The following is a 16,595-nucleotide window of genomic DNA, read 5'->3' on the forward strand; positions in this document are numbered from 1 at the left end:
CTTTTCAGTAATTCAACATTGTAAGTATAATAACAGTTTGTAGCAAAAGGGTAGCAATTAAAAAAAAATCATAAAAAAATTTATATTTCGTAGGATTAACGTAGCATTTAGGCTCTTTAAGAGCCTATTAAAGGGGTTTGTTAAACAGAATAATATCTGTCAATTTTATAGCCTAAACCTCGGATATTTTTAATAAAATCCTCTTTTAGTGCTTTTTTTAGTCTTGAAATCTCTGCTCTAATAGTAGGATTATCAATATTTTCCCCGCCCCAGATATCAACTCTAAATCTTTCGAAATCTACAATCATGTTGATATTAAGAGCCAAAATATGGATAATCTCTAGTTGTTTTTTTGTTAATGTTTGAGGTTCTCCATTAAAATAAAGAGTTTTTTCATTTTTTGAATATGAGTAGTTTTCTGAAAATCTCATATGAGATGTAGAACTTTGATCTTTTTTAAGTATTTGGTTTATTTTAATTCCAAGTTCTTCTAGATGGAAAGGTTTTTTAATATATTCTCTACAACCTAAATCATACGCTCTAGAAATATCCTCAATATCTAATAAGGCTGATATATATATGGTAGGTATATACATCTTTTTATTATTGAGTTCTTGTAATATCTCAAAACCATCTTTTTTTGGAACATTGATATCTAAGATAAGTAAATCATAACTAGAATCAACATTTTCAATAACATCTTCACCATTTGTGAAACTTTCAACCATGTGTCCAATATCTTTTAAATATTCAGATATTGCATTGTTTAACATTATTTCATCTTCAAGAAGTAGTATTTTCATTTATTCTAAACCTATACGTAAATTTTGTATCTTTATCGTTTGAATCAAGATTAATTATAACTAAATTTTTATCACATATCTCTTTTACAATCCTAAGCCCCAAACCAAAGCCACCACGAGAACTATTCTCCCTATAAAAATCACTAAAAATCTTATCTTTATTTTCAATTTTTTCTGAATTTGTTTTTACTGAGAATTCAACAATATCATCATTAAAGTAAGATAGTCTTATATAAATAGGTGATTTTGGTTTTGAGTATTTAATTGAATTAGAAATATTATTATCAACAATTCTTTGTAGTTCTGTATTGTTAAATTTGATATAAATATCTTCTTCAATATTGTTAATAAAGTATAAATCATTAGCTTGCGCAATTGAATCAAAAAAATTAAGTCTTTCAATTAAGTATTGTGAAAAATTAATATACTCTTTTGGATACTCAACTCTATCTTTTTTGATTAAGTATGATAAATCATCATAAATATATTGAATGATTTTTGCTCCACTTTCTATATTTGCAATATATTTATTTGATGGAGTATTTCTTTTTAATAAATCAATATTAGTTCTAATAATAGAAAGTGGTGTATTTACTTCATGTACTGAATTTTTTAAAAACCTTTTTTGCGATTCAACTAAATCACTTAAGGCTTTTGTTTGTTCATCTACTTTATCTTCTAAGTGTTTATTTAAGCCTTCAAGCATTTGATTTTTATCTTTTATATTATGCATTGCATCATAGGCATAGTTTGCAATTACTTTGAACTCTCCAAATATAAGTCTATTTTGACTTATTCTAGTATCTGACTTTTGTGTTTCTTTTAAATATTTACCTATCTCTTTTACATCATTAACAATTAAAATTGTGGCATTTTTATAAATAAAAATTGAGTAAAGAACTAACATAATAGTTAGTGATAGTATTTGTAGAATGTAGTTTGAGATTTTTTCATCATGCTCTTTCTTTTTTTCATTAATAAGTGCATCAATTTCATCTAAATATATACCTTTTCCTATTGTCCAGTTCCAAGGTTTATATGATAAAGCATAAGAAATTTTAAGAGCTTCATCTTTTAATTTTGGTTTATACCAGATATATTTTACAAAGCCACCATCTTTTTTCTTTGAAATATCAATTAACTCTTTTATAACTCTTTTACCTGTTGGGTCTTTAAATTCATAAAGGTTTTTCCCTATATTACTACTTGAAATAGGGTAGTAAAGTGAAGTTCCTTTAAAGTCATATATAAAAAGATAGTCATCAATGCTATTTTTATCTCTCATCATTTCTATAGCATTTAAAATATCATCTTGTATTTCTTTCTCACTTTTTTTATTTTTATATTTGTTGTGATAATAGTCTATAAATTTAAGTGTTTTTTTTATGTCAGATTGAATAAGGTCTTTTTGCTTTGAAAAGTAATCATTCTTCATAATTTGAATTTTTTCATTAAAATCATCAAAAGCATTGTCAATAATAATAAATGTAAAAGATGAAGTTAAAAAGATAATGAAAACAATACTATAAAGAATTAAGTGGTATAAAGATTTAGCTCTTATCATTAATTTTAATATTCCTCAATTTAAATAACAAAAAAGGATAGCTAAATAATAATAAATATTTTATAAAATAGTGTATGAATTGTGTAAATAAGAAGTGGCGCGGTTGACGAGACTCGAACTCGCGACCTCCTGCGTGACAGGCAGGCATTCTAACCAACTAAACTACAACCGCACAACTTAAAAATGGTGGTCGATAGTGGACTCGAACCACTGACATCTACCTTGTAAGGGTAGCGCTCTACCAACTGAGCTAATCGACCAAAGTGATGGTGACCCCTAGGAGACTCGAACTCCTGTGGCATGGATGAAAACCATGAATCCTAACCGCTAGATGAAGGGGCCAACACAATAAAATTTTAAATAACTGGTGACCCGTGAAGGATTCGAACCTTCGGCCACCTCCTTAAAAGGGAGATGCTCTACCAGCTGAGCTAACGGGTCATTTTACCATTTTTTGAATCGTTGTTCTCAAAATGGACTGGAATTATAATAGGTTTTTTTTTATTTGTCAAGGGTTTTTAGAAAAAATTTTGAAATTTTTTCTAAACTTTTCTCTGCTGCTTTATTTTGAACTTCATTTCTAGAACCTAAAAAGTGACAAATTTCAATATCTTTACCTTCATTAATTCCCATAATACCGATTACTACTGTACCAACTGGTTTGTTTTTTGTTCCGCCATCAGGTCCAGCGACTCCACTTACTGCAATGGCATAGTCTGCATCAAACTTTTTAATGACACCTTCTAACATCTCTTCAACGACTTGAACACTAACAGCACCAAACTTTTCTAAAGTTTCTACTTTTACATTTAATTCTTGAGATTTTATTTTATTTGAGTATGAAACAATTGCACCATTGAATATATTTGAGGAACCTGCTATTTCAGTTATTTTTGAAGCTATAAGTCCACCTGTGCAACTTTCAGCTGTTGTAATAGTCTTTTTATGAAGTTTAAGCAGGTTTTGCAGTTCCTGCATATCTTTTTGAGTAAACATTGTATTTATATACTATTATATATGTATATATTAAAGAAAACTAATAGGAAAATCCTATTAGTTTTCTCTTTCTGTTAATTCGTCTAAGAATTTATCTTCATCAAATGTTAGATTTAAATAATCTGCAACAATTTTGATATCTCTTTCTGCATTTCCTAAACAAGATGTAGCACCAGGACTTGGAGTCATATTAAATAAGATTCCTCCACCTGGGTTAATTGAAGCTTCACCTAACATAAGTTTTTGTTCTTTTTTATCAAGTACTTGTGGTCTTACTCCACCAAAGCCTTTTGCATACTCAATATCTTCTGTACTTAAAGAAGGAACAATTTTTTGTGCATCTTTAACAAAAAGACCTTTATTGATTCCTGGAACTTCAAATAAGAAGTTTCTAAATACATAATTTCTAATTTCAGAGTCTTTTAATAAATCCCAGAAAATTTTAATAGTATCTCCACCAATGTTCATTGTTTTTAAACATTCTAAGAAAGATTTACCACCTTTATATCTTTCAAGTACTGCAAGTGCAAGGGCAGTTGGTCCAAATCTAGTTTTTCCATCACAAAGAATATCTGGGTCTCCATGAAGTGCTGCAAATGGAAGTTTTGGATTTTGTACCATGTAAACTTTTCCATTTAAGTATTTATCATTAGTAATATAGAAAGATCCCGCCATAGAAAGTGAACCCATGTGTTTTCCATATCCCATTTTATGTGCAAGGTGTAATGAGTGAGCACCTGCATTTACTACAACAAAGTCAGCAGTATAAACTGAACCACTTGTTGTTGTAATTTTATATATATCACCTACTTTTTCAATTTCATCTACTCTAGCGTTGAAATAAACGTCAGTTTCAACACCTTCTTGTTCTTGTGCTGCTTTAACTAATTCTTTAGTCATTTCTCCAAAATCAACAGTTGTGTACTCACTTTGAGTTCCCATTGCTAAAATTGGTTCTGGTCTATCTTTTGTTCTTTCTTTATCTGCATATACTAATAAAGGTTCTTTTTCTCTTAAATCTTCTTTATCCCATAATTCTAAGTAAGGGAATAGTTCTTTAAATTCTTCATATCTATTTTTTATAAATTCAACTTCTTTTTCACCTACACCTAAAGCCATCTTTTGATGAGCAAACATGATTTTATCTTGAAGTCCATATTGTAAACAGAACTTTTCAATCATTTTTGCAGTTCTTTTTGTGATTTTTGCTTTATCTAAAGTATAATTAGTTTCAATATCTCCTACGTGGATAGTTTGAGAGTTACTAGTTCCTTTAGAGTTTAATGTTGCTAAATCTTCATACTTTTCTAGCATACATACACTTTTTGCATCTGTATATCTAGCGATTTCATAAAAAAGTGCAGCACCAGAAATTCCACCACCTACAATTGCAACTTGATAATGTTTTGTACTCATATTTATTTATTCCTATCATAGTTAATTTTTGCAAAAATTTTAACACATTTAACTTCAGTTTATATTATAATTTTTAGCAAAGAGACTTTTCTTAAAGAAAATATGCGTAATAGTAACATTTTATTGATTTTTCTTCAATTTATTTTATACTCAAAATATGTACAAGTGATATAAAATATATGTTTTTTGTTTAATAAATTTTTTATATGTACATTTTTTGTACAAAAAATATCTTTTCATATTTATAAGTCTATATTATAAAAATAAATCTTATTGATTTTTGTAAAATTTTTAACTTAGTCAAAATTAAATATCCTTTAGATATAATCTGCGATTTATACAAAGATAATAGAAATTGAGTTAAAAGGCTACAAAGATGGATTATAAAGAGAGTTTACTTTTACCAAATACAAAGTTTCCTATGAGAGGTAACTTACCACAAAACGAACCAAAAAAATATAAACTTTGGGATGAATCTAAAGTTTATGAAAAAATGAAGAAAAATAGAAAAGATGCACCTTCATTTACTTTACATGATGGACCACCATATGCAAATGGGCATATTCATATAGGACATGCATTAAATAAAATATTAAAAGACATTATTGTTAAGTACCATTATTTTGATGGAAAATCAGTTAGATATGTTCCAGGTTGGGATTGTCATGGTCTACCAATTGAACAAAAAGTTGAAGAAAAAATTGGAAGCACAAAGAAAAAAGAACTACCAAAGTCAAAAATAAGAGAACTTTGTAGAGAACATGCTGCAAGATTTATTGATATTCAAAGAGATGAGTTTAAAAAACTTGGTGTAATAGGGGATTGGGATAATCCTTATTTAACTATGGATTTTAAATTTGAAGCAAATATTTATAGAGAACTTTGCGCAATTGCAAGTCAAGGTTTATTAGTTCAAAGATCTAAGCCAGTTTATTGGTCATGGGCAGCTCAAACTGCATTAGCTGAAGCAGAAGTTGAGTATGAAGATAAAACATCTGCTTCTATTTATGTTGCATTTAAACATGAAAAATTAGATGCAAGTTTAATTATTTGGACAACTACACCATGGACATTGCCAGCTAATACAGGTATCTCTTTAAATGGTGAAGAAGAGTATGTTTTAACAAGTGATAAATTTATTGTTGCAAAAAAATTATATAACTCTTTAATTGAAGAAGAAGTTATCAAAGGTGATATTGTAGATTCTATTAATCCAAAAGATTTAGAAAACTCTCACGCTATTAATCCATTAAATGGAAGAGAATCTAAAATTATCCTTGGTGAACACGTTGAAATGGATGCTGGTACAGGTGCAGTTCATACAGCAGGTGGACATGGTGAAGATGACTACAAAGTTAGTTTAAGATATGGACTTGATGTTATTATGCCTGTTGATGCATATGGTAAATATGATGAGACAATTGTAAGAGAAAAATTATTCCATGATACAGATAAATATTTAGGTGTACATGTATTTAAAGCAAATGAGTTAATTTTAGAAGATTTAGGTGATGCATTATTAAAACATACAGATATAAGACACTCTTATCCTCATTGTTGGAGAACTCATAAACCAATTATCTTTAGAGCAACAAAACAATGGTTTATTTCAATTGATGATGAGTATGGAGAAAAAAATAAAACTCTTAGAGAAAATGCACTTGAAGTAGTTGAAAATCTTACTTTCTATCCAGAGTGGGGAAGAAATAGATTAAGATCTATGCTTGATGGAAGACCTGATTGGTGTATCTCTAGACAAAGAGATTGGGGTGTGCCTATTGCATTCTTTAGAAATAAAAAGACTGATGAAATAATCTTTGATGAAAAAGTTCTTAACTTTACAGCAATGATTTTTGAGCAAAAAGGTTGTGATGCTTGGTATGATTTACCAATTGAAGAATTATTATATCCAGGAAGTGGATTAAATCCAGAAGATTTAGAAAAAACTATGGATATTTTAGATGTATGGTTTGATTCAGGTTCTACTCAAAATGCTGTATTAAGATCTAGAAATTATGATGCTGGAACATTCCCTGCTGATATGTATTTAGAAGGAAGTGACCAACATAGAGGTTGGTTCCAATCTTCACTTTTAACAACACTTGCTTCAAGTGAAGTTGCACCTTATAAGTCGATTTTAACACATGGATTCACTATGGATGAAAAAGGTGAAAAAATGTCTAAATCTAAAGGAAATGTTGTTGACCCTGCAAAAGTTATGAAGCAATATGGTTCTGAGATTTTAAGACTTTGGGTTGCAATGAGTGATTATCAAAATGACCAAAAGATTTCAGATAATATTTTAAAGCAAAATGCAGAACTTTATAGAAAAATTAGAAATACAGCAAGATTCCTTTTAGCAAATATTGATGATTTAGATGCAATTGTTGATGTTGAAAAAATGGGTAGCTTAGATACATGGATTTTAAGTAAAGCAAAGAAAGTATTTGATCAAATAGATGAAGCATTTTCTGTTTATGAGTTCTCAAGAGGACTTAATAGATTAAACAACTTCTTAGTAGTTGATTTATCAGGTATTTATTTAGATGTTTGTAAAGATAGACTATATTGCGATGATAAAAATGATATTCATAGAAGAAGTTCTCAAAGTGCAATGGCAATTATTGCTAAAAAATTAATTTCAACTCTTTCTTGTATTTTAACTTATACAATGGATGAGTTATTAGAGTTTGCACCAGAAGTAATTAAAGGTGAAACTAATGATATCTTTGATTTTGAAAAACAAATATTACCAACAGTTGAAAGTAAACTTAATGAAGAAGTTTTATTAAAAGCAAAAGAAAAGTTTTCTGAAGCAATTGATACACTTAAAAAAGATAAAACTATTAAGTCAACACTTGAACTTCAAATAGTTACTTCTTGTGAAGATGTTTTATCATTAGGACAAGCAGAAGCTAGTGACTGGTTCTTAGTAAGTGATGTTACAAGTGAAGCTTCATCAACTGAAGAATTAGCAAGTTTTGAAGTAGATGATATTAAATTTACTGTTTCAAAAGCAACACTAGAAAAATGTCCTAGATGTTGGAAGTTTACATCTGTAGATGAAGAAACACTTTGTTCTAGATGTGAAAGTGTGTTGAATTAATGTTTGAATCTGAAGTAACATTGAACTTTATATTCTCTACAATAGCAGTAGTTTTATTAGTTACTGCTATTGGAGTTGTTTATGTTAATAAAAAGAGTAAAAAAGGTTAATAAATTATGATGCCATTTTCAGATGAGGATTTAAGACCACCAGTAAGCAATATTATAGAAACTAAAGTTTCGCCAATGTTAGCACGGGATGGTGGAGCAATAGAATTATTAGATATTATTGATGGAAGGGTATTTGTACAATTACAAGGTGCCTGTGTTGGATGTAGCGCAAGTTCTAGTACTCTAAAATTCATTGTTGAAAAAGAGTTAAAAGCTGCAATACATCCAGAACTACAAATAGTAAATGTACCACAAGGTATGGAAAATAATTTACAGGAGCTTTAATGATAAATGAGAATAGATTATTCAATGAGGCTAATAGATATTTTTTAGATAAAAAGTTTGAAAAAGCCTTATTTATATATTCACAACTATCATCAAATTTTCCAACAAATAAAGAGTATAAAATCTATGCTCTTTTTTGTGATATCGCAAGTGAAGATGAACAAAAAGCAATGTCTTTATATGACTACTTCTCTGTAGCCAAAGATGAAAACTTAGAAGAAGCAATAGCATATGTAGAAGATGTAATAAATGCATATGATGGTGATATGGATAAAATGATGGACATTTTACAAGAATTAAGTTCATCAACTATTGATTCATTAGATGCTATTAAATATGAAGATTTTAAAAGACTTATTGATTCAAGGGGTTCTTTTAAAGTAGCTTTTGAAGATATTATGTTTTCTACAAAAGTTGCCATTGAATCAAAAGAAGATTTTTTTGATTTTGTTGATAAACTAATAGAAAATGATTTTAATAGTACAGCTTATTCATACCTAGATGGATTTAATGACTATTTTTCATATGATTCAAAAATAGAAGAGCTATATAAGAAATTAGAAGAGAAAAAACTTGCAACTAATCATAAATAATAAAATATATACTGACAACTCAAAAGAGGCAGTTTCTGGAACGGTTTTTGTACAATCAAAACAAAATGAAAAGTTTGTAGATGATGCAAAAGCTAATGGTTGCGAAAAAGTAATTAAAGCAACTGAACTTAAAGAACATTTTGATATGAGTTCTATAAAAGTAATTGGTATTACAGGAACAAATGGAAAAACAACAACAGCAGGAGCTATTTATTCTATTCTTTTAGACTTAGGATATAAAGTAGCACTTCAAGGTACAAGGGGCTTTTTTATAAATGATGAAAGAGTTGAAGAATATACTTTAACTACTCCTGTACAACTTGGAAATTTTGCTCATATTCAAAAAGCAATTGAAAATGAGTGTGAATTTTTTGTTATGGAAGTAAGTTCCCATGCAATTGAGCAAAAAAGAATTGAAGGTTTGGATTTTGAGCTTAAAATTCATACGAATATTACAAGAGATCATCTAGATTATCATAAAACAATAGAAGAGTATATCAATATTAAAAACTCTTTCTTTGATGATGATAGTAAAAAGCTAATAAACAAAGATGATAAAGTAGTTAAGTTTAATCCTACAAATACTTTAACATACTCTTTAGAAAATCCATCAACATATAAAGTAAATGCATACTCTTTTAAAAATGGAACTAATGTAATGTTCTCAAAAATAGAAGAGATGTATTCATATTCATCTTCTTTAATGGGAATATTTAATATCTATAATCTAACTGCTGCAATTGCAGCAGCTGATATGGTTACAGAAAAAAGTTTAGATGAGATTTGTGCTGTAGTTGAAAACTTTGCAGGGGTTAGTGGAAGAATGGAAACAATTAGTACAGACCCTTTTGTTATAGTTGATTTTGCCCATACTCCTGATGGAATGAAAGAGGTTTTTGAAAGCTTTAATCATAAAAACATAATTGCAGTATTTGGTGCAGGTGGAAATAGAGATAAAGATAAAAGAGCAATAATGGGACAAATGGCAGCAAACTTTGCTAAAACTATTATTGTTACTAGCGATAACCCAAGATTTGAAGACCCTGATTTAATTATTGAAGATATTTGTAAGGGAATTCAAAATAAAAATAATCTTTATGCTGAGGTTAATAGAAAAGAAGCTATTAAAAAAGGTATAGAATTAGCTAAAAAAGATAAAGATTCTGTACTTTTAATTTTAGGAAAAGGTGATGAACCTTATCAAATCATCTATGATCAAAAAATGCCTTTAAGTGATAAAGAAGAGGTTTTAAAACACTTAGGCTAAAAGTAGAAATTATCTACTTTTAGTTTGAAGTTCTTTTATTAATTTATTTGTATTTCTTATACTAATAAAAATAGTTGCAAAAAGAAGGATAAATGCAATTGCAATTGATATTGTAACTGCTTTACTTGATGAAATTGTTGCATTCATTCTTTTTGAATTATTGTTTTTCTTTACTTTTTTTTCTTCTTTAATAAATCCTTCTTTAGGAGGAATTCCTTCTTTTATAACAGTATGCCCTGGTCCTCCATCAAGTAAAACTTGATATTTTATTTTAGGAATTTTTATAGTTAACTCATTTGAGTCAGGTAGTCTTTTTTCAAAAAGTATTTCTCCTGAGTTTAGAGCTTGCAGTTTTACAAAAGCTCCAGCTGCACTTTCTCCTGTATTAAACATTCCTTCAACTGTAATTGTTCCATCATTATTATCAAATACATTTAATAGCAATGAGTGGGAATATAAAGTAGCAGGAACGAGAAAAATAAGTATTAATTTTACTATTTTATTCATTTTTTTCCTTTCATTTTCCAAAATTGTTTTGCTTCTTGTCTTTCTAAAGGAAGCTTTTTTGCAATATATATTAATAAAGCTCCAAATAAAATCAATCCTATATCTACCCCTAAAATATTGTCCATATTATTAAAAATTAATGTAGTAGGATGAAAACCTGAATTTATAAAATGCACAATGCTAGATAAGATAAATAAAATACCTCCTACGTATAAAAACTCTTTTGCTGCTTTATATGAGTTGATTCTATAAAAAGACCAAAAAAGAGTAAATAACCAGATATTATAGAAAATTCCTTTTTGCCATAAAACTCTATCTTGCAAATCAAAAGGCATTGTCCATTGAAGTACAAATAAAGTAGCAGTTGCAGGAATTACTCCTATCATTGAAGCTAAAGAAAATTTCCCAAGCCAATGATAAAATGTAATTTTACCGTCATATTTTTTTGCCTTTTTTTCTAAATAAAGCATTGTTCCAAAACCAATTGCAATAGCACATAAGGACATAATAATTGCTACAGCTATTCTTGAAAAGATATCAATACCAAATAAAAAGTGTAAAAAGAAAATTCCTTCAGATAAAAATACTGGCCAGACATTGTCAAGTACTTTTTTTTCTTTTATTAGTTCAGCAGTAACTGCACTAAATGTTAAACTTGGTTTATTAAATATTCCACCATTTAAAAATGGCTTATAAGGGTTATATCCAACAATTTCTACTTGTGCTGTTTTATCCTTCCAATTAATTAGTTTAACTTCTTTTAAATCTAATTGAGGGTTAATCTCCTTTGCTTTTTTTAGTAATTGATTTATTGGAAGCATTTTTTCATCTATATTTGCTTTCTTTATAGGTTTTGCTTGAGGAAATAAAACAGTGCCTACAACTGCATCTATAGCGTTTGCTTCTCCTTTAGATAAAATCTTTGACATTGGACCTGAACTAATTAAACCAACATTCATAACAGCACCACTAAGAGTAATTAAGAAAAAAGGAAGAAAAGCCCAAGTAAAAACTTGTACATGAATTTTTGAAAAGACTGCTTGTTGGGTTTTACCTTGATTTTTGAATTTCATTATTGTTATAAGAATAAGTCCAGTTATAATTAATACCATCGTTCCAACAGCAACAAAACCAAAAGATAATCTTCCTATTAGTTTTAAAGGTTGTCCATAATGAAGTTCATTTAAAAAATCAGCTAAATTACTTTGTTCTTTAGTTTCATTCTTTATCATTTCTTTAGTTAAAGGATTAAAAACAAGTGGCTTTGCAAATCTATGAGAGATTATAACAGCTGGGTCACCCATATTTCCTGGTAGCTTAATTAATAAATTGTTTTTAGGGTAATTAGGTGTTGCTAAAGCTTTGTTTATCATCTCATTATAATCAATTTTTGTGATATCAACTTTTTCAATATGTCGTGATGGCTTTTCCCATGTTTTAATATAGGGTAATAAAATAGCAAATACACCGAAAAAAATTGCGATATACATTATAATAGAAAAAGTCATCCCTGCTGCAATATGTATTCTAAATAGTCTTTGTTTAAATAGTTTTGATTTTGATTCTTCCATTTTGATACCTTAATATAAAATAATTAGTGTTATTGAGAAAATAGTTGTAGGTACAATAAATCTATATAAAGCTTGAAACCTTGAAATTGAAAGGGCAATCCATGTTGTAGCTAATGCCCAGGTAAAAGTATTAATCATAATAGATATAATTGCTGCTTCTTTTACTTCCATTGGAGCTACTAGTGCAAAGGTAGTCATTCCTAAGTAAGCAACAATAAATCCTCCAAATATAGAACAAAATATTCTAAAAAGACCTATTCTTTTACCATCTTTTTCAGGGATTATTAAATAGTTGTATATTTTTTTAAACATTGTTTACCTTTATTTCCCAAAGAGAAAACTCTTTGGAAAAATAATTAAAATTTGTAGCTAATTGTTGCCATAATAGTTCGTGGAGTACCTGCATATACTCTTGGAGAACTAATAGCTCCTTCAACATACTCTTCATCAGTTAGATTTTGTGCAGTTAAACTTGCTTTCCAGTTACCTTTTTTATATCCTACTGTTGCATTATAAATAATTTCAGAATCAAGTTTTAAATCATTTGAATTCGTTGTATATCTACTTCCTAAAAATCTAGCTCCCCCACCAATATATGTATTTGGTAAATTAAACGAACTTAAATGATAAGTTGTAAAAATATTTGCAGTATGTGTTGGAATATTTTTTAGTCTATTATTGTCATTGTCTAAATCTTTTGTTTTTGTATATCCATATGAAGCTACAATTGCTAAATTAGGTGTTATTTGACCTGCTAAATCAAATTCAATACCTTGTGATTGTTGTTTACCACTAGCTTTATAATAAGTATTTGGAGCAAGTCCTTGAACTAAAGGAACATTCTCTTTTTCAATTTTAAAGATTGCAGCAGTTAGATTCAACTTGTCATCTAAGAATTTTTGTTTAATACCTAATTCATATCCTTTTCCTTCTTCTGGGTCAAGAATATTGTCTTTTTCATCCATGTTTGTACTTGGGGTAAAAGATTCTGAGTAGTTGGTATAAATTGAGGTATTATCAGTAAGTTTATATACTAAACCTAATGAAGGAGTAGTGGCATCACTTTTCTGTCCATCTTTTGGTTTTGATTCACTATATCTTAATCCGGCATTAAAAATTAGATTTTCAGTTAAATGAATACTATCTTGTAAAAAAATACCCCAAGACTTGGTATATGTTTTATCTCCTGTCATATCTCTAGCTCCTGGATGATCAGATAAAGAAGTTAAATCTTCATAATCAGGATGGCTTAAATCAATAAAATATGGATTTGCAGGATCATAATGCATAAATGTTTGGCTATATGCTTTGTTATAATCAGCACCTAAAGAAATATTGTTCTTTACATTAAATATATTTAGCTCTTTGTTTAGAGTATATTGTAAAGCATGTTCTGAAAACTCTTGTTTTTGATAAGCATAAACTCTTTTTACTCTATTAGTAGTTTCATCATATGATTGTGGCATGTGAACATCACCATTTGTTCCAACATAATCAATATATCTATACTTAAAATTTGAATTCCATGTATCAAAATTGCTATTTAAATCAAAGCCTACTATTTTTTGAGTCTTTTTAAATTCCTCATCGGGATGTGAACTAAGATTTTCAACTGGTGCTATAAGGTCTCCTTTGCTATTTATAAAAGTACCAAAAGAAGAGGGTGTTTTTTCTCTTAAATATTCAGCCATAATAGAAAAGGTATGGTTATCATTTAAATCATATGCAAGAGTTGGTGCAATAAAAAATCTATTTATATCTGTATTTGAGTTAGTATAATCTTCTCCATGTTTAATACTTGTAACAACTCTATATCTAAGTGAAGCATCACTATTTATACCTCCACCAAAATCTGCATTAGTAGTATAAGCTGTATGTTCGTCAACTTTAAATTGAACTTCTGCATGGTCTTGTTTTTGTGGCTTCTTTTTTACAAGATTAACAATTCCTCCAGGGCTTGATTGTCCATATTGTAAAGAGCTTGGACCTTTTAATACTTCAAGTGATTGTAAATTATAAATTTCTTGATTTATAGTACTATTTGTAATTTTCATACTATCAATTAAAATTGGAACATTAGAAAATCCTCTCATTCCAATTTGAATACTTCTTCCATGACTATTGCCTTCATAAGTTGTATTCGAAGACATTTTAATAATATCTTCTAAACTTTGAGGTTGATAATCTTCAAGAAAATCTTCATTAAAAACTTGGATTGATTTAGCACTATCTTCTAGATCAATATTTGTTCTATTTATAGAAGGTTTATCAAAGCTTACATAGTTTGAAGCTTCTGAACCAACAACAGTAACTGTGTCTAATTTTTTTATTTCTTCTTTTTTTGTGTCCGCGAATAATGACGTACTAGCAAGTAGTAAGCTAGAAAGGTAGATTGATAGATTTTTTTTTGAAAAATAAAATCCCATTAATTTGCTCCTTGTAATAAGTAGCCGAATATTACTATTAATGATTATGATTATCAATATATTAAAGTCAAAAAAGGGAAAAATTTATCTATAAAGGGGAAAATTAATTGAATTGTTTTTTATATTTACTAGGAGTGATATTGAAATGTTCTTGAAAATTTTTACTAAAATTTCCTACATGTTTATATCCAACTCTTGAACAAACTTCTTTTACACTATGTTCTTCTTGCAATAATTTTTTTGCTACAGCTAGTCTTCTTTTTTGAAGCATTTCATAAACAGTCATTCCAAAATATTGTTTAAAGTCTTTTTTTAAATAACACTCGTTAATAGCAGATTTATAAGCAATCTCTTTTATAGTAAGGCTTTCATAATAGTAATTATTTATAAGTTCTTTTGCTTTTTCAAGTGAGTTTATAATAGTTTTATCTATATTATATGTTGCATTTATATTTGAAACAATTTTCTTTATAGTATATTCTATAAGATTTATTGTTTTTGATTCAAGATGTAAATCTGTTAATAGAAACTCATTTAAATCTTTATCTTTAAAAAACTTAAGTATCTCATTTTGTTCTGGGTCTATTTTTCCTCCAGTTAAAATTGAGTAACCCTTTTTATTGGCTTCTTTCATCTTTTCATTTAAGTTTACCAAGTCATGGGTTAGTTCTAAAAACAGAGCTTCTTTTATTCCTATATTTAAAGTACAATAGTGTTTGTCTTTTTTATATTCTATGTCAACAGTAAAATCATCAGATGAAAAACCTAGATAATATTCATCTTTTTTTACTGTATAACTTTTTCCATCTTTATAAAAGTGTGTTGTTTCATTTTCTAAATTAAAAATTAAAATAGCACCAGCAACATTGGATTTTAAAGTAGCTATAGTATCTTTTGTGAATTTTAAATTTGTTGTTGAGGTAGCTATACCACTTCCTGAGTCATACCAAGCAAAAGTTCCAATTCCAAATTCAGGTTTAAGATTGGAAGTAAAGTTTTCTCTTGAAAAAGGTTTTTTAACCTTTTTAATATCTTCCATTAAGTCAAGATAGTTGACTTTTTTAAAAGACTTCATTATTTACCTTCAGTAGTATAAAAACCTTTTATTATAATACCTTTATTGTCTTTTGAAGATTTTACATAATAATTTGTAGGAGTTACTACTGCATAATCATTTAAATTTTCTCTAATAAACGAAGCAGTCTCAATTACTCTTTGCCTTGAGAAACCTCTAATTAAATACTCTTTAACTCTATTTTGAACAGCTTTAGGTTGCTTATTAATATCATCTTTTATTTTATTAAATACAACATTATCTGCATTTGCAACTACTGCAATAATTTCAAGCCTTGTTAAATTTTTTGTATTTTTTACAAAATCAGTGATTTTTTGTTGACAAGTAGGTGTTAATAAAGAGCTATTAGCTTTAAAATCATAACACTTAACAACTTTTGCTTTTTGTGTATAGTAGAACTTTCTAAAGTTTTTATTATCTAAGTCAACAATTTTAGTCTCAACTTTTGTTACAACTTTCTCTTTTATTACTTCAACTTCTTTAGGTTCTATAACTTTTTTTATAATCACTTCTTTTTTTATCTTTGGTTCTACAGGTGGGACTACTTGTTTGTCTTTTTCAAGTAGTAAATAAATTATTGTTGATAGGGTAATAATTATGATTAGACATAAAGAATAAATAAGATAGTTTATAAACCTCATGTCATTTGTGTTTTTTATTTTTGGCTTTGCCTGCGGTGTAACTTTTGGAATTGAAAGTTCAGGGTTTATACTTTTGGCTTTTTTAGAACTAGAACTACTTTTTGGTTTTGTTTTATTAGTTTCATTAGGTTTTTCATTAGAGTTCTCTTTTAGTTTCTTTTCAATACCCTCTTGTGATATAGTTTGACTTAATACTTCTTTTAATTTTTCTGTATTGTTTTTTTCCAAAAAGTCC

At 28.2% G+C, this 16,595-nt stretch carries 14 protein-coding genes and 4 tRNA genes; 4 read left to right on the forward strand and 14 right to left on the reverse strand.

All coding sequences use genetic code 11. From position 1 onward, the window contains the following. Positions 1-140: 140 nt before the first annotated feature. The 8 genes from CRV01_RS03970 to CRV01_RS04005 form a co-directional block, all read right to left on the reverse strand. The gene (locus CRV01_RS03970) at positions 141-803 is read right to left on the reverse strand and encodes a response regulator transcription factor (RefSeq protein WP_129006950.1); all 663 of its coding nucleotides are present in this window, start codon (positions 801-803) and stop codon (positions 141-143) included. Continuing rightward, the gene (locus CRV01_RS03975; protein WP_129006951.1) at positions 784-2,367 is read right to left on the reverse strand and encodes a cache domain-containing protein; all 1,584 of its coding nucleotides are present in this window, start codon (positions 2,365-2,367) and stop codon (positions 784-786) included. The genes CRV01_RS03970 and CRV01_RS03975 overlap by 20 nt, the downstream gene beginning before the upstream one ends. A gap of 95 nt (positions 2,368-2,462) precedes the next feature. Next, positions 2,463-2,539 (reverse strand) — tRNA-Asp (locus tag CRV01_RS03980). Between the two features lie 12 nt (positions 2,540-2,551). After that, positions 2,552-2,627: transfer RNA gene (locus CRV01_RS03985), tRNA-Val, on the reverse strand. 7 nt (positions 2,628-2,634) lie between these two features. After that, positions 2,635-2,709 (reverse strand) — tRNA-Glu (locus CRV01_RS03990). A 23-nt stretch (positions 2,710-2,732) separates the two neighbouring features. Next, a tRNA-Lys gene (locus CRV01_RS03995) sits at positions 2,733-2,808 on the reverse strand. A 60-nt stretch (positions 2,809-2,868) separates the two neighbouring features. Continuing rightward, positions 2,869-3,363, reverse strand: coding sequence for a CinA family protein (locus CRV01_RS04000; RefSeq protein ID WP_129006952.1), 495 nt, complete (start codon positions 3,361-3,363; stop codon positions 2,869-2,871). Positions 3,364-3,420: 57 nt separating this feature from the next. Beyond that, positions 3,421-4,779: an FAD-dependent oxidoreductase gene (locus tag CRV01_RS04005; protein WP_129006953.1), complete on the reverse strand. Its 1,359-nt coding sequence runs from the start codon at positions 4,777-4,779 to the stop codon at positions 3,421-3,423. A 376-nt stretch (positions 4,780-5,155) separates the two neighbouring features. Between CRV01_RS04005 and ileS the strand changes: the two genes are divergently transcribed. From ileS to CRV01_RS04025, 4 genes are all read left to right on the forward strand, one after another. Then, positions 5,156-7,885 carry an isoleucine--tRNA ligase gene (ileS, locus tag CRV01_RS04010; RefSeq protein WP_129006954.1) on the forward strand — a complete coding sequence of 910 codons (2,730 nt, stop codon included), beginning with the start codon at positions 5,156-5,158 and terminating at the stop codon, positions 7,883-7,885. A gap of 116 nt (positions 7,886-8,001) precedes the next feature. After that, positions 8,002-8,280 (forward strand): NifU family protein, encoded by a 279-nt coding sequence (locus CRV01_RS04015; RefSeq protein WP_129006955.1) that lies wholly within the window; start codon positions 8,002-8,004, stop codon positions 8,278-8,280. Further along, positions 8,280-8,873 (forward strand): hypothetical protein, encoded by a 594-nt coding sequence (locus CRV01_RS04020; RefSeq protein ID WP_129006956.1) that lies wholly within the window; start codon positions 8,280-8,282, stop codon positions 8,871-8,873. Before CRV01_RS04015 ends, CRV01_RS04020 begins: the two co-directional genes overlap by 1 nt. Further along, complete coding sequence (locus tag CRV01_RS04025) at positions 8,854-10,140, forward strand: UDP-N-acetylmuramoyl-L-alanyl-D-glutamate--2,6-diaminopimelate ligase (RefSeq protein ID WP_129006957.1); 1,287 nt, start codon at positions 8,854-8,856, stop codon at positions 10,138-10,140. Before CRV01_RS04020 ends, CRV01_RS04025 begins: the two co-directional genes overlap by 20 nt. A 9-nt stretch (positions 10,141-10,149) precedes the next feature. Here the strand turns inward: CRV01_RS04025 and CRV01_RS04030 are convergent, their stop codons facing one another. The 6 genes from CRV01_RS04030 to CRV01_RS04055 form a co-directional block, all read right to left on the reverse strand. Then, the gene (locus tag CRV01_RS04030; RefSeq protein WP_129006958.1) at positions 10,150-10,647 is read right to left on the reverse strand and encodes a hypothetical protein; all 498 of its coding nucleotides are present in this window, start codon (positions 10,645-10,647) and stop codon (positions 10,150-10,152) included. Next, positions 10,644-12,218, reverse strand: coding sequence for a PepSY-associated TM helix domain-containing protein (locus CRV01_RS04035; protein ID WP_129006959.1), 1,575 nt, complete (start codon positions 12,216-12,218; stop codon positions 10,644-10,646). Before CRV01_RS04035 ends, CRV01_RS04030 begins: the two co-directional genes overlap by 4 nt. Positions 12,219-12,227: 9 nt before the next feature. Next, positions 12,228-12,530 carry a hypothetical protein gene (locus CRV01_RS04040; protein ID WP_129006960.1) on the reverse strand — a complete coding sequence of 101 codons (303 nt, stop codon included), beginning with the start codon at positions 12,528-12,530 and terminating at the stop codon, positions 12,228-12,230. A 44-nt stretch (positions 12,531-12,574) separates the two neighbouring features. Next, positions 12,575-14,644, reverse strand: coding sequence for a TonB-dependent siderophore receptor (locus tag CRV01_RS04045; protein WP_129006961.1), 2,070 nt, complete (start codon positions 14,642-14,644; stop codon positions 12,575-12,577). A gap of 103 nt (positions 14,645-14,747) precedes the next feature. Next, a complete protein-coding gene (locus CRV01_RS04050) occupies positions 14,748-15,719 on the reverse strand; it encodes an AraC family transcriptional regulator (protein ID WP_129006962.1) in 972 nt (323 codons plus the stop codon). Continuing rightward, complete coding sequence (locus CRV01_RS04055; protein WP_129006963.1) at positions 15,719-16,588, reverse strand: hypothetical protein; 870 nt, start codon at positions 16,586-16,588, stop codon at positions 15,719-15,721. Before CRV01_RS04055 ends, CRV01_RS04050 begins: the two co-directional genes overlap by 1 nt. Between the last annotated feature and the right edge of the window lie 7 nt (positions 16,589-16,595).

The sequence above is a fragment of the Arcobacter sp. CECT 8983 genome (assembly GCF_004118855.1).
Taxonomy (GTDB): Bacteria; Campylobacterota; Campylobacteria; order Campylobacterales; family Arcobacteraceae; genus Halarcobacter.

Excerpts from the sequence above, each read along its gene's own strand:
- CRV01_RS03970 (WP_129006950.1), bottom strand. The coding sequence starts at position 803 with ATGAAAATACTACTTCTTGAAGATGAAATAATGTTAAACAATGCAATA.
- CRV01_RS03975 (WP_129006951.1), bottom strand. The coding sequence starts at position 2,367 with ATGATAAGAGCTAAATCTTTATACCACTTAATTCTTTATAGTATTGTT.
- CRV01_RS04000 (WP_129006952.1), bottom strand. The coding sequence starts at position 3,363 with ATGTTTACTCAAAAAGATATGCAGGAACTGCAAAACCTGCTTAAACTT.
- CRV01_RS04005 (WP_129006953.1), bottom strand. The coding sequence starts at position 4,779 with ATGAGTACAAAACATTATCAAGTTGCAATTGTAGGTGGTGGAATTTCT.
- ileS (WP_129006954.1), top strand. The coding sequence starts at position 5,156 with ATGGATTATAAAGAGAGTTTACTTTTACCAAATACAAAGTTTCCTATG.
- CRV01_RS04015 (WP_129006955.1), top strand. The coding sequence starts at position 8,002 with ATGATGCCATTTTCAGATGAGGATTTAAGACCACCAGTAAGCAATATT.
- CRV01_RS04020 (WP_129006956.1), top strand. The coding sequence starts at position 8,280 with ATGATAAATGAGAATAGATTATTCAATGAGGCTAATAGATATTTTTTA.
- CRV01_RS04030 (WP_129006958.1), bottom strand. The coding sequence starts at position 10,647 with ATGAATAAAATAGTAAAATTAATACTTATTTTTCTCGTTCCTGCTACT.
- CRV01_RS04035 (WP_129006959.1), bottom strand. The coding sequence starts at position 12,218 with ATGGAAGAATCAAAATCAAAACTATTTAAACAAAGACTATTTAGAATA.
- CRV01_RS04040 (WP_129006960.1), bottom strand. The coding sequence starts at position 12,530 with ATGTTTAAAAAAATATACAACTATTTAATAATCCCTGAAAAAGATGGT.
- CRV01_RS04045 (WP_129006961.1), bottom strand. The coding sequence starts at position 14,644 with ATGGGATTTTATTTTTCAAAAAAAAATCTATCAATCTACCTTTCTAGC.
- CRV01_RS04050 (WP_129006962.1), bottom strand. The coding sequence starts at position 15,719 with ATGAAGTCTTTTAAAAAAGTCAACTATCTTGACTTAATGGAAGATATT.